A 13,455-nucleotide genomic window follows, 5' to 3' on the forward strand; every position below is an offset into this window, starting at 1 on the left:
CTCGTTGTCGGCGCCGGCGCGGACCGTTCAGGCTTGGCCGTATTCCGCGCGCAGGCTTTTCTTGTCGATTTTTCCGGTGGCCGCCAGCGGCATGCTGTCCACCCGCACCACCGCGTCGGGCAGCCACCATGAAGCCACGCGCCCCCGCATGGCGTCCAGTATTTCCCCGTCCTCGATGGCCTGACCGTCCTTGATTTCGACGATCAGCAGCGGCCGCTCGCCCCAGCGCGCATCGGGCCGGGCGATCACCGCCGCCTGTGCCACCCGTGGCAGGGCGCCGACGATGGCCTCCAGTTCCGCCGGATTGATCCATTCGCCGCCGGATTTGATCAGGTCCTTGGCGCGGCCGGTGATGAACAGGCGGCCCTGGTCATCGAGCCGCGCCAGGTCCCCGGTGGCGAACCAGCCGTCCCGGTCCAGCGCGCTGTCCTTCTGATCCAGGTAGCGGGCCACCACCGCCGGGCCGCGCACCCGCAGGTGGCCCTCGGCGTTGCGCTGCTCCGGCAGGGGCGCGCCGTGCTCGTCGGTGAGCAGCAGGTCCACGCCCACCGACACCCGCCCCGCCGAGGCGGCGTCGCGGCGGGCTTCACCGGCGGGCATGATGGTGCCCAGCGGCGACAGCTCGGTCATGCCCCAGCTGGTCTGCACCACCACGCCCAGGCGCTGTTCCAGACGCTCCATCAGCGCCGCCGACATGGGTGCACCGCCCACCATGATGCGTTTCAGCGTGGGCAGCTCCAACCCTTCCGCCTCCACGTGGTTGAGCAACCCCAGCCAGACGGTGGGCACGCCGGCGGCCAGGGTCACGCCTTCGCAGTTGATCAACGCGGCCAGGCTGGCGCCGTCCAGATGGCGGCCCGGCAGCACCAGCCGCGCACCCACCGCCGGGGCCGCGAACGGCAGGCCCCAGGCATTGGCGTGGAACATGGGCACCGCCGTCAGCACCACATCGTGGGCGCCCAGCCCCAGCACGTCGGCCTGCAGCGACCGCAGCGTGTGCAGATGGCCCGAGCGGTGGGTGTAGAGCACGCCCTTGGGGGCGCCGGTGGTGCCGGAGGTGAAACACAGCCCGGCGGGGCTGTGCTCGTCGAACTCGCCCCAGCGTACGGCCGACGCGTCCAGCCCTTCCAGGGCCGGCTCCAGGGCCGGCAGCTCCCCTTCCCCATCGATCAGAAACAGCTCGGTGAGCACCGGCGCGGCGGCGGCGATGCGCCGGGCCAGGGGCGCCAGATCGGCGCTGGCGATCAGCACCCGGGCGCCGGATTGGGTCACCATGTCGGCGCTCTGGGTGTCGGTGAGGCGCGGGTTCAGGGTGTGGCAGACCGCCCCCAGGCCCATGATGCCGTACCAGGCGGCCAGATGGGCACGGCTGTTCCAGGCCAGGGTCGCCACCCGCTCGCCGGGGGCCACGCCCAGGCCGGCCAGCCAGGCCGACACCCGCCGGGCCTGGCGGTGCAGAGTGGCATAGTCGGTTCGCTCCACGCCGCCGTGGTCGGTGGCGGTGGCCACGGTGGTGTCGGCATGCCACTTGGCGGCGTGGTCGAGAAATTTATCCAGGGTCAGCCGGTAGGGCTGCATGGTGGCGTCGTTCATGGTGTCTCCGAAGGGTCGGCCAGCGGCGGCGCCGCGCAGCCGATGTTCCAGTTCCAGGGGGTGTCGCCGGCCCGTCGCCGGCGCCGCACCAGGGTGTCGTGCAAGGCGAAATGGCCGGGCAGCGGGTCCACCTCCGGGGTCGGCGCGGCGGCCACTCGCAGCCAGCGGCCGCGCGGGTGTTCCGCGTAGGCCGGCCAGCGCGGCTGGCCTTCGGCGGCGGGTCGACCGTCCCGGGCGAACGCCGCCCAGTAGTCCCCCAGCGCCCGCGACAGCCGCTGTTCCTCCTCACGGTCGGGGATCGGCGGCCACAGGGGCGTGGTGCGCGCGGCGGTGCCGAACACATAGGGGATCTCGGCGGCGTGGAAGCCGTGCAGGCCCCGTTCGTTGGCCGCCGGGTAGCCGTGGTCGAACAGGTACAGCCAGGCGTCCTGGCCGACGGCGCCGCAGGCCCGCCCGAGCCGGTCGGCGGTCCAGCCGTAGAGCGCGTCGCGCAGCGCCGCCAGCCGGCTCTCCTCGCCGTCGGCGGCCGGGTACAGCCGCAGGAAGTCCGCCGCCAGATCGCCGTAGCCGCGCCGTACCGCGGCTTCATAGGCACCGGCGTCGGCGGGCGCCGGCGGCAGCAGAAAGCGCAGCGAGCGCACCTCGCCGCTGTTGAAGCCGGCCAGCACCGGCACCGGCGCCTGCTCACCGCGCTCGAACACGTCCAGCAATTGGCGTGGCAGCACCCGACCGTCCACGGTGCCCAGGGGCGCGTAGCCGGCCTCCGCCGCCGCCCGGGTCAGGGTGTGCGCATCCAGCGCCCGCAGGGCATCCAGGTCACGCACTCCCAGCGCCCGGACCAGGCGTTCGCCGATCTCCTCGGCGGGGGGCTCGCCGCATTCGGCGCGGGACAGGGCCGGGTGGGAAATCAGATAGGCGCTCTGCGCCACCGCCCGGTGAAACAGCCCCCGGGCCCGGGGCGACGCCATCAGATACAGCACGCTGAGGGCGCCGGCGGATTCGCCGGCCACGGTCACCGAGTCCGGGTCGCCGCCGAAGGCACTGATGTTGTCGCGCACCCAGCGCAGCGCGGCGATCTGATCGAGCAGCCCATAGTTACCGGACACGCCCTCCGGCGATTCCGCGCTCAGCGCCGGATGCGCCAGATAGCCCAGCACCGCCAGGCGGTAATTGAGGGTCACCACCACCAGCCCGCGCCGGGCCAGGGCGGCCCCGTCCAGCATTGGCTCGGCGGCGCCGCCGGTGTTCAGCGCGCCGCCGTGCAGATAAACCAACACCGGCGCCCGGCGGGCCTCCTCCGGCGTCCAGATGTTGAGGGTCAGGCAATCCTCGTTCTGGCCGGGCAGCGCCGGGGCGTACAGGCTGCCGGGCCGGGACGGCGGCTGCGGGCAGGCCGGCCCGAAGCGGGTGGCGTCACGCACCCCGGCCCAGATCGGCATCGGCGCCGGCGGCCGCCAGCGGTATTCGCCCACCGGCGGCCGGGCGTAGGGCACACCCTTGAACACCCTCAGCCCGTTCTCCCGGGCACCGCGCAGGGCGCCGGCGGGCGCGTTGACGCGCACCTCGCCGTCGCCCGGCCCTTGGCCGTTTCTCACACCTCCAGCCATTCGCGGCGCACCGCCTCGTCGTCGCGCAGGGCCGCCGGCGTGCCTTCGAAGACGATGCGACCGTGCCCCATCACCAGCACCCGGTGGGAAATGTCCATGGCGATGGACAGCTTCTGTTCCACCAGCAGAATCGACACGCCGGCGCGGGCGATTTCCGAGATCAGCTCACCGATCTGCTTGACGATCAGCGGTGCCAGCCCTTCGGTGGGCTCGTCGATCATGATCAGTTTCGGGTCGCCCATCAGGGTACGGCTGATGGTCAGCATCTGCTTCTCGCCACCGGACAGCACGCCCGCCGGCGCATCGGCGCGGCGCGCCAGATTGGGGAACATGTCGAGAAACTGCTCCACTTTCCAGGGGCCGGGCGAACGGGTGTTCTTGATGCCCAGCTCCAGGTTCTGGCGCACTGACAGGGTCGGGAAGATGTCCCGGTTTTCCGGCACATAGCCGAGCCCCTTGCGGGCAATGCGATGGTTGGGCAGGCCGGCGATCTCCTCACCGCGAAAGCGCACCGAGCCCTGCGGCGGCACCTCGCCCATGATCGCCTTGACGGTGGTGGATCGGCCCACGCCGTTGCGGCCCAGCAGCGACACCACCTCCCCCTCACCGATGGAGAGATCGACGCCGTTGAGAATATGACTCTTGCCGTAATAGGCATGCAGATCGCGCACTTCCAGCATCACGCCGCCTCCTCGCCCAGATAGGCTTCTTTCACGCGGGGGTCGTTGCGGATTGCCTCCGGGCTGCCGGTGGCGATGATCTCTCCGTACACCAGCACGGAAATGCGGTCCGCCAGTTCGAACACCACGCCCATGTCGTGCTCCACGATCATCAGGGTGCGGCCCTCGGCCACCTGGCGGATCAGCTCGATGGCCTGGGTGGTTTCGGTGTTGCTCATGCCGGCGGTGGGTTCGTCCAGCAACACCACGTCGGCCTCGCCGGCAATGGTCATGCCGATTTCCAGGGCCCGCTGGCTGGCGTAGGGCAAGGCGCCGGCGGGGCTGTCGCGCAGCTCCGCCAGGCCGATCATCGCCAGCACCTCCTCGGCACGCCGGTTGGCGCGCTTCACCGAACCCGCCGGCCGCCAGAAGGTGTAACCCGACGCGCTTTGTTTGAAGCAGGCGCAGCGCAGGTTCTCGAACACCGACAGATTGCCGAACACATTACTGACCTGGAACGAACGGGCCAGGCCGCGCTGCTGGATCTTTTCCGGGGCCAGGCCGTCGATGCGCTGCCCGTGCAGCCGCACCTCGCCGCTGGTGGGCGCGAAGGCCCCGGACACCAGATTGAAGAAGGTGGATTTGCCGGCGCCGTTGGGGCCGATCACCGCGTGCACTTCGCCCTTCTCCACCCGCAGGTTGACGCCGCGAATCACCTCGGCGGGGCCAAAGTTTTTCTTCAGATCATCGATTACCAAGGCGTGACTCATGCCCGTGCCTCCCGATAGTGTTTGCTGGCCCGCGCCACGCCGACGCCGGCGGCGAACAGCGCCGCCACGCCCAGCCATACCAGCGGGGACGAGGGGTCCGGTTGCAGCCCCAGCACCTGGGCCAGTTTGTCGCGGCCATGGCTGAGCTGGTACACCAGCTCGATGGTGCCCACCAGCCCCAGCGCGATCAGCAGCACCGCCACGGCACCGCCCAGCCAGCCGGGCAGATGGGCGGCCAGATCACCGCGCCGCCAGGCCTGGCGCACCTGCTCGATGCCACCGCCCAGACCGGCGGGGGCGAACATCACCACCGCCAGGAACACCAGCCCCACATAGAGGATAGAGGCGTCGGTGTAGTCGCTGAGCAGGGAGTTCATCACGGTCACCAGAATGGCGCCGACGATCGGGCCGTAGAACACGCCCAGACCGCCCACCGCCGCCATCAGCAGCGCCAGGCCGGAGGTCAGCAGGCCCAGGGATTCCGGCGTGACGATCTCGTAGTTCACCGCCGCCATGCCACCGCCCAGCCCGGCGAAGCCACCGGCGGCGATGAACACCAGAAAACGCAGGTTACGGGGTGGGTAGCCGATGAACTGGAGCCGCTCGGCGTTATCGCGCACGGCGTTGGACATACGACCCAGCGGCGTGCGCGTGAACGCCCACATGGCGAACACCGCCAGCAGTACCCAGAACGCGGAGAACCAGTACACGTCGGCGGGCTGTGCCAGCTCCAGACCAAACCACACCGGGCCCACCATGCGGTTGCTGAACACCCCGGCCTCGCCGCCGAACACGGTGGGAAACATTTGCGAGCCGGCGGCCACCAGCTCGCCCAGCCCCAGGGTGATCATGGCGAAGGCGGTGCCAGCGCGGCGGCAGAACGGCCAGCCCACCAGCAGCGCCGCCAGGGCGCCGGTGGCGAAGCCCACCAGCGGCAGCAGGTATACCGGGAAGTGCGCCCAGAACCCCTGGCCGTCATAGCCGGCGTCGCCGATCAGGTTCATCACGTGAATGGCACCGTAGGCGCCCAAGCCGAAGAACACCGCGTGGCCGAAGGACAGCATCCCGCCCTGGCCGAGCAACATGTTGTAGGACAGCGCGAACACGATATTGATGGCGACCAGATTGATGATGCTGAAAGTGCCGTTGCTGCTCACCAGCACCGGGATCACCAACAGCGCCAGCAGACTGATCAGCCAGGGCGCCAGGGCGCGCCATGGGGAAACGTGAAGACTCATGGTTCCAGCTCTCCCATCAGGCCACGCGGGCGAAAAATCAGAATCAGCACCAGCAGGATGAAGGGCGTCATCGGCGCGATCGACGCCAGGGTGATGCCGGTCACCTCACCGTAAGGATCAACGCCGAAGCCGATTGCATTGAGCAAGTCACCGATGGACACATCCAGGGCGACGAAGAAGGTTTGCACCAGACCGATCAGCAGGGAGGCATAGAAGGCACCGAGCAGCGAGCCCATGCCACCGACCACCACCACCACGAACACCACCGGCCCGAGCGACTGGGCCATGCCCGGTTCGGTGCTCAGCAGCGGCCCGCCGATCACGCCGGCCAGCGCCGCCAGGGCACAGCCGAAGGCGAACACGCCCATGAACAGGCGCGGCACGTTATGACCGAGATGGCCGACCATGGCGCCATGGGTCAGGGCGGCGCGGATCATCATGCCCACCCGGGTCTTTTTGAGCAGGTACCAGAGCGCCGCGAACATCAGTATCGCGATCAGCATGGTCACGCCCCGGTAAATGGAATAATCGGTGCCGAACAGACTGAACAGCGGCGCGCGCATGTAGTCCGGGGCGGTATAGGACACCGGGATCGAGCCCCACAGCAGGTGCACCGTCTCATCGATCACATAGGCCAGGCCGAAGGTGAACAGCAGCTCCGCCACATGGCCGTGCTCGTGCACGCGCCGCAGGCCAAACCGTTCCACCACCGCGCCCAGGCCCGCCACCAGCAACGGCGACAGCAGCAAGGCGGGCCAGAAGCCCACGTGCAGGCCCAGCGCGTAGGCGAAGTAGGCGCCGAGCATATAGAAACTGGCGTGGGCGAAGTTGAGCACGCCCATCATCGAGAAAATCAGCGTCAGACCACTGGACAGCATGAACAGCAGCAAGCCGTACAGCAGTCCGTTAAGCGTGGAAAAGACGATTATTTCGAGCATCAAACGACTCCCGGGGCGGCGGATCGCCGCCGCCCCTAGTTATCCTCGGAACGGTTTCGTCTTGGTGTCAGTCCGGACGCCGCATGCGGCAGGTGGTGGGCAGGGTTGCCTGGTCGGCGTCGAAGCGGGCGACCTGATGGAAGTTGTAATCGGTGCCTTCGGCGCCGTACTTCATATTGTCCTTGAGCACGGACAGGTACAGCGGCATCTGCAGCTGGTGGTCTTCCGCCCGCATGGTCAGGTGGCCGCCGGCGGAATCGTACTCAAGCCCTTCCAGCGTTTTCGCCACGGCCAGCGGCTCGATGCTGTCGGCCTTGTCGCCGGCGGCTTTCATCATCTCCAGCATGGCGGCCACGCGCGGGTAGTAATCCCAGCCTTTTTCCTTGTAGAGAGCCACCTGGCGCTCGGCGATCTTCGGATCGGTGAAATCACCGTGGTACTCGGCGATCAGGTAGACCCGGTCCACGCCCTTGTCGCCCACCTGGGTGATGGTGCCCGGGGTGCTGCCGTAGTAGGTCAGGAAGGGGACGTCCACGCCGTACTCGGCGGCGGATTTGATCAGCAGGTTGATGTCCTGGCCCCAGTTACCGGTGATCACCACGTCCGCGTCGGAGGATTTGATCTTGGAGATATAAGGGGAGAAATCCTTCACCTTGCCCAGCGGGTGGAAGGTGTTGCCGACGATCTCGATGTCCGGACGCTTCTCCTTGAGCATGCGCATGGCGGACTCGGAAACGGTGTGCCCGAAGCTGTAATCCTGGTTGATCAGGAACACTTTCTTGATGTCCTGATTCTCCGCGATCCAGTCGGTGAGCATGTTCATCTTCATGTCCACATGGGAATCGAAACGGAAATGCCAGAACGAGCAGCGCTCGTTGGTGAACGACGGCTCGATGGCCGCGTAGTTCAGGTACAGCACCCGGTCATCCGGGTTGCGCTGGTTGTGCTTGTTGATGGCGCTCAGCAGCGCCGAGCCCACCGAGGACCCGTTGCCCTGGATGATGTAACGGATGCCGTCGTCAATCGCCTTCTGCAATTGCACCAGGCTTTCCTGGGGATTGATCTTGTTGTCGTAGCCGACGATTTCGATCGGATGGCCGTCCATACCGCCTTCTTTGTTAAGACGTTCGGCGGTGAACTGCAGCTGCGCCAGCGCCGGCTGCCCGACCACCGACATGGGGCCGGTGAGCGGATCGATCAGCGCGAAGCGAACCGGCTCCGCCTCCGCCGCCCGGACCAGGCCCGACAGCAGACACAGGGAAACGGCGAACAGCTTGAAAACGGCTTTCAGCATGGTGCTCTCCAAGGTTGTTATTTTATCGCTCAGACGGAGCGAATCGGACGACCGTGAAGCCCTCGTCACTCATTCACTCACGTGTGAGATAATAAAATTCAGAGAACGCGACTGTCCACACTGTTCACCGCGCGGCACTATAAACCCTTTGGAATCAATACCCTGGGGAGGTCCGGCGCGCCCCGGAAGGGGGCACCGGCCCATACCGACCCGGCACCGCCGCCGCCAAAGGTTACTTCTGGTAACACCCGGCCGGCGCCGGGTCGGTGACGGCGGCGCCGTGCCCGGCGATCAGGCCTGGTCCGGCCGGCGCATCTTGCAGGTGGTCGGCAAAGACACTTCGTCGCGGCTGATTTCCGCGATCTCGTGGAAATTGAAATCGGTGCCTTCGGCGCCGTACTTCATATCGTCCTTGAGCACGGAGATGAACAGAGGCAGCTGCATCTGATGGTCTTCCTTGCGCATCACCACTTTACCGGTGGGTGTCTCCACGTCGAGCCCCTCCATGGCGAACGCCACCTTCACCGGATCCGTGCTGCCCGCTTTTCCGGCGGCTTTCTGCAGCATGTCGAGCATGGTGGACAAACGCAGCCAGTAGTAGTCCCAACCGGTTTGCTCATACATGGCCACTTGCTGGCTGGCCATGTCCGGGTCGTCAAAATCACCGTAGTACTCGTTGACCTGATAGATGCGGTCCACCCCGGCTTCGCCGACCTGGGTCACCACCCCGGCCATGGCGCCGTAGTACGTCAGGAACGGCAAATCCACGCCGTAGTCCGCGGCGGCCTTGACCAGCAGGGTGATGTCCTGACCCCAGTTGCCGGTGATCACCGCGTCGGCGCCGGAAGACTGGATCTTGGACACATAGGGCGTGAAGTCCTTCACCTTGGCCAACGGATGGAAATCCTGTCCGACGATTTCAATGTCCGGGCGCTTCTCCTTGAGCATTCTGGTGGCGGCCTCGGCCACCGCCCGCCCGAAGCTGTAGTCCTGGTTGATCAGGTAGACCTTCTTGATGTCGTCACGCCCCTGAATCCAGCTGGTCATGGCGTTCATTTTCATGTCCACATGGGCATCGAAACGGAAATGCCAGAACGAACAGCGCTCGTTGGTGAAGGCCGGGTCCACCGCCGCCATGTTCAGGTAGAGCACTTCCTTGCCCGGGTTGCGGGCGTTGTGTTTGTTCACCGCGGTCAGCAAGGCGGAGCCCACGGACGACCCCATGCCCTGGGTCACATAGCGAATGCCGTCATCCACGGCTTTCTGGAACTGGACCAGGCTTTCCTGGGGGTTGACCTTGTTGTCCATGCCGACGATTTCGATCTTATCGCCATTGATGCCGCCATTGGCATTGATGGTCTCGGCGTGAAAATTGAGATGGTCCAGCGCCGACTGGCCGGCGGCGGCCATGGGTCCGGTGAGCGGATCGATCAGGGCAATACGGACGGTGTCCGCACTGACCGTGCCGACCAGCAAAACGGTGGTGGTGAGCGTGGATAAAATCGCTTTCAACATGGGGCTCTCCTGATTGTTGTTCTGAGTACTCTTTGCAATGTCCAGGGTGGCGTCGCCGCCGTCGCCTGAGCGTGAACAGGACGCCGGCCGGGGCCGCCGGAGGCATAAAAAAGGCCCGCCGAAGCGGGCCAGCCCATTGACGATGGAACCAAAACCTCTCTATACCTCCAGCCACTCCTTGCGGGTCGCCTCATCCGCGCGCAACTCCTGGGGCGTCCCTTCGAACACGATCTGCCCATGGCCCATCACCAGCACGCGATGGGAAATGTCCATGGCGATGGACAGCTTCTGTTCCACCAGCAGGATCGACACCCCGGCCCGGGCGATCTCCGAAATCAGCTCGCCGATCTGCTTGACGATCAACGGCGCCAGCCCTTCGGTGGGCTCGTCGATCATGATCAGCTCCGGGTCGCCCATCAGCGTGCGGCTGATGGTCAGCATCTGCTTCTCACCGCCGGACAGCACACCGGCCGGCGAATCCGCCCGCTGGGCCAGGTTGGGGAACATCTCCAGAAACTGTTCCACCTTCCACTTACCCGGCCGGCGGGTGTTCTTGATGCCGAGCTCCAGGTTCTGACGCACCGACAGGGTCGGAAAGATGTCCCGGTTTTCCGGCACATACCCCAGCCCCTTGCGGGCGATGCGATGGTTGGGCAGACCGGCGATCTCCTCACCACGAAAACGGATCGAACCCTGCGGCGGCACTTCGCCCATGATCGCCTTGACGGTGGTAGAGCGGCCCACGCCGTTGCGGCCCAGCAGCGCCACCACTTCGCCTTCCTTCATGGAAAAGTTGACCCCGTTGAGGATGTGGCTCTTCCCGTAGTAAGCGTGTAAATCGTTGACTTCCAGCATCACGCCGCCTCCTCGCCGAGATACGCTTCCTTCACCCGCGGATCGTTGCGGATTTCCTCCGGCGTGCCGGTGGCGATGATCTTGCCGTAGACCAGCACCGAAATGCGGTCGGCCAGCTCGAACACCACGCCCATATCGTGCTCCACGATCATCAGCGTGCGGCCCTCCGCCACCTGACGGATCAGATTGATCGCCTGGGTGGTTTCGGTGTTGCTCATGCCGGCGGTGGGCTCGTCGAGCAGCACCACCTTGGCGTCGCAGGCAATGGTCATGCCGATTTCCAGAGCGCGCTGGCTGGCGTAGGGCAAGGCCCCGGCCGGCACGTCGCGCAGCGCCTGCAGGCCGATCATGTCCAGCACTTCCTCGGCGCGCCGATTGGCCTCGCGCACCCGACCCGCCGGCCGCCAGAACACATAGCCCGCGTTGGCCCGCTTGAAGCAGGCGCAGCGCAGGTTCTCGAACACCGACAAATTGCCGAACACGTTGCTGACCTGGAACGACCGGGACAGCCCGCGCTGCTGAATCTTGTCCGGGCTCAGCCCGTTGATCTTCTCGCCGTGCAGGTAGATTTCCCCGCTGGTGGGCGCGAACGCCCCGGAGAGCAGGTTGAAGAAAGTGGATTTGCCGGCCCCGTTGGGGCCGATCACCGCGTGTACTTCGTTCTCCGCCACGTCCAGGTCGACGCCGCAGATCACTTCCGCCGGGCCGAAATTCTTGGTCAGCCCCTTGATCGACAATGCGCTCATGCCTGGTCCTCCCGCAGCTTGTTGGTGGCCCGCTTGATCAGGCCGCCGGCCACCAGCAGCACCACCACGGTGAGCCAGCCCCAGGGACCCGCGGCGTCGAAGTCCACGCCGAACACATGGGCGAACTCGTCACTGCCATGGGTGGCCTGGAACGCCAGTTCAATCAGCACCACCAGGCCGACGATGATCAGACCCACCGCCAGGGTGCCGCTCAACCAGCCCGGCAGGCGCTGGCCCAGATCGCCGTCCCGCCAGGCCACCCGCACCTGCTCGATACCACCGCCCAGACCGCGCGGCGCGAACATCACGATGGCCAGGAACACCAGCCCCACGTACAGGATCGAGGCGTCGGTGTAGTCGCTGAGCATGGAGTTCATCAGGGTCACCACCACGGCGCCCACGATGGGACCGTAGAACACGCCGAGCCCGCCCACCGCGGCCATCAGCAGGGCCAGACCGGAGGGGATCAGGCCCAGGGCTTCCGGGGTGATGATCTCGTAGTTGACCGCCGCCATGCCGCCGGCCAGGCCACCGAAGGACCCCGCGGCGATAAAGATCATGAAGCGCACGTTGCGCGGCGGGTAGCCGATGAACTGCAGACGGTCCGGGTTATCGCGCACCGCGTTGGACATGCGTCCCAGCGGCGTGCGGGTAAAGGCCCACATGGCGAACACACCGACGAAGGTCCAGAAGGCGATGAACCAGTACACGTCCGAGGACTGCGCCAGCTCCAGACCGAACCACTGCGGCCCGACCATGCGGTTGCCGTAGATACCGGCCTCGCCGCCGAACAGGGACGGGAACATCTGACCGGCGGCGGCCACCATTTCACCCAGCCCCAGGGTGATCATGGCGAAGGCGGTACCGGCGCGGCGGCAGAACGGCCAGCCCAGCACCAGCGCCACCAGGCCGCCGGCGATCATGCCCACCAGCGGCATGCCCACCACCGGCACATGGGCCCAGAAGCCCTCGCCGGCATAGGACGCCTCGTCGATGGCGATCATGGCGTGCATGGCGGCGTAGCTGCCGAGACCGAAGAACACCGCATGGCCGAAGGACAGCATGCCGCCCTGACCAAGCAGCATGTTGTAGGACAACGCGAACACGATATTGATACCGATCACGTTGAGCAGAGTGAAGGCGGTGCTGTTGCCGTGGAAGAAGACCGGCAACAGCAGCAACACCGCGGCGAATACCACCCAGGCCACCAGACCGCGCAGGGAGGTGCGGGATTTTGTACGTTGCATGGGTGCGATAATGTCCTGGCTCATGGTTCAAGTTCCCCCATCAGACCGCGGGGCCGGAAGATCAGGATCAGTACCAGCAGGATGAACGGCGTCATGGGCGCCAGAGTGGCCAGGGAAATGCGGCCCACCTCGCCATAGGGATCCAGGTTGGCGCCCAGAGCGTTGAACACGTCCGCCAGGGAGGCGTCGATGGCGACGAAGAAGGTCTGCAGCAGGCCGATCAGCAGCGACGCATAGAAGGCGCCCTGCAGCGAGCCCATGCCGCCGACCACCACCACCACGAACACGATCGGTCCAAGGGTGGCGGCCATGCCCGGCTCGGTGGCCAGCAGCGGCCCGCCGATCACGCCGGCCAGTGCCGCCAGCGCACAGCCGAAGCCGAACACGCCCATGAACAGCCGCGGCACGTTGTGGCCCAGATGGCCGACCATTTCACCGTGGGTCAGGGCGGCGCGGATCATCATGCCGACGCGGGTTTTCTTGAGCAGGTACCAGAGCGCGATGAACATCAGGATGGAGATCAGAATCACCACGCCACGGAAAATCGAATAATCGGTGCCGAACAGCGTGAACAGCGGCTCGCGCATATAGGACGGTTCGCGGTAGGCCACCGCCACCGTGCCCCACACCATCTGCACCAGTTCGTCGATGACATAGGCCAGGCCGAAGGTGAACAGCAACTCCGCCACGTGGCCATTGGCGTGCACGCGACGCAGGCCGAACCGCTCCACCAGGGAACCGAGCGCGCCCACCAGCAGCGGTGCGAGAATCAGGGCCGGCCAGAAGCCGGTGTACATGCCCAGGGTATAGGCGAAATACGCACCCAGCATGTAGAAGCTGGCATGGGCAAAGTTGAGCACGCCCATCATCGAGAAGATCAGGGTCAGACCACTGGACAGCATGAACAGCAACAGGCCGTACAAAACACCGTTCAGGGTCGAAAAAATCACAAGTTCGAGCATGACAAGGCTCCCGGAGCAGCGGCTTTCGCCG

At 66.1% G+C, this 13,455-nt stretch carries 12 protein-coding genes; all 12 read right to left on the reverse strand.

Features of this window, described 5'->3' with window-relative positions:
- Positions 1-27: 27 nt before the first annotated feature.
- The 12 genes from ACLD0W_RS12215 to ACLD0W_RS12270 all read right to left on the reverse strand — a co-directional run bounded on the left by ACLD0W_RS12215 (position 28) and on the right by ACLD0W_RS12270 (position 13,424).
- The gene (locus ACLD0W_RS12215) at positions 28-1,593 is read right to left on the reverse strand and encodes an AMP-binding protein (protein WP_410307759.1); all 1,566 of its coding nucleotides are present in this window, start codon (positions 1,591-1,593) and stop codon (positions 28-30) included.
- Positions 1,590-3,188, reverse strand: a complete 1,599-nt coding sequence (locus ACLD0W_RS12220) for a carboxylesterase/lipase family protein (RefSeq protein ID WP_410307760.1) — start codon at positions 3,186-3,188, stop codon at positions 1,590-1,592. Before ACLD0W_RS12220 ends, ACLD0W_RS12215 begins: the two co-directional genes overlap by 4 nt.
- Positions 3,185-3,880 (reverse strand): ABC transporter ATP-binding protein, encoded by a 696-nt coding sequence (locus tag ACLD0W_RS12225; RefSeq protein ID WP_410307761.1) that lies wholly within the window; start codon positions 3,878-3,880, stop codon positions 3,185-3,187. Before ACLD0W_RS12225 ends, ACLD0W_RS12220 begins: the two co-directional genes overlap by 4 nt.
- A complete protein-coding gene (locus tag ACLD0W_RS12230) occupies positions 3,880-4,629 on the reverse strand; it encodes an ABC transporter ATP-binding protein (RefSeq protein WP_410307762.1) in 750 nt (249 codons plus the stop codon). The genes ACLD0W_RS12225 and ACLD0W_RS12230 overlap by 1 nt, the downstream gene beginning before the upstream one ends.
- Positions 4,626-5,867, reverse strand: coding sequence for a branched-chain amino acid ABC transporter permease (locus tag ACLD0W_RS12235; protein ID WP_410307763.1), 1,242 nt, complete (start codon positions 5,865-5,867; stop codon positions 4,626-4,628). Before ACLD0W_RS12235 ends, ACLD0W_RS12230 begins: the two co-directional genes overlap by 4 nt.
- Entirely contained in the window at positions 5,864-6,805 is a 942-nt protein-coding gene (locus ACLD0W_RS12240) for a branched-chain amino acid ABC transporter permease (RefSeq protein WP_410307764.1), read from the reverse strand. Before ACLD0W_RS12240 ends, ACLD0W_RS12235 begins: the two co-directional genes overlap by 4 nt.
- A 67-nt stretch (positions 6,806-6,872) precedes the next feature.
- Entirely contained in the window at positions 6,873-8,099 is a 1,227-nt protein-coding gene (locus ACLD0W_RS12245; protein ID WP_410307765.1) for a branched-chain amino acid ABC transporter substrate-binding protein, read from the reverse strand.
- A gap of 291 nt (positions 8,100-8,390) precedes the next feature.
- Positions 8,391-9,614: a branched-chain amino acid ABC transporter substrate-binding protein gene (locus ACLD0W_RS12250; protein WP_410307766.1), complete on the reverse strand. Its 1,224-nt coding sequence runs from the start codon at positions 9,612-9,614 to the stop codon at positions 8,391-8,393.
- Positions 9,615-9,773: 159 nt separating this feature from the next.
- On the reverse strand, positions 9,774-10,469 hold the full coding sequence (locus tag ACLD0W_RS12255; protein ID WP_410307767.1) for an ABC transporter ATP-binding protein: 696 nt from the start codon (positions 10,467-10,469) through the stop codon (positions 9,774-9,776).
- Positions 10,469-11,215: an ABC transporter ATP-binding protein gene (locus ACLD0W_RS12260; RefSeq protein ID WP_410307768.1), complete on the reverse strand. Its 747-nt coding sequence runs from the start codon at positions 11,213-11,215 to the stop codon at positions 10,469-10,471. The genes ACLD0W_RS12255 and ACLD0W_RS12260 overlap by 1 nt, the downstream gene beginning before the upstream one ends.
- Positions 11,212-12,486: a branched-chain amino acid ABC transporter permease gene (locus tag ACLD0W_RS12265; RefSeq protein ID WP_410307769.1), complete on the reverse strand. Its 1,275-nt coding sequence runs from the start codon at positions 12,484-12,486 to the stop codon at positions 11,212-11,214. Before ACLD0W_RS12265 ends, ACLD0W_RS12260 begins: the two co-directional genes overlap by 4 nt.
- Positions 12,483-13,424 (reverse strand): branched-chain amino acid ABC transporter permease, encoded by a 942-nt coding sequence (locus ACLD0W_RS12270; RefSeq protein WP_204429456.1) that lies wholly within the window; start codon positions 13,422-13,424, stop codon positions 12,483-12,485. The genes ACLD0W_RS12265 and ACLD0W_RS12270 overlap by 4 nt, the downstream gene beginning before the upstream one ends.
- Positions 13,425-13,455 lie beyond the last annotated feature (31 nt).

The organism is Alloalcanivorax sp. C16-1 (genome assembly GCF_046507805.1).
Taxonomy (GTDB): domain Bacteria; phylum Pseudomonadota; class Gammaproteobacteria; order Pseudomonadales; family Alcanivoracaceae; genus Alloalcanivorax.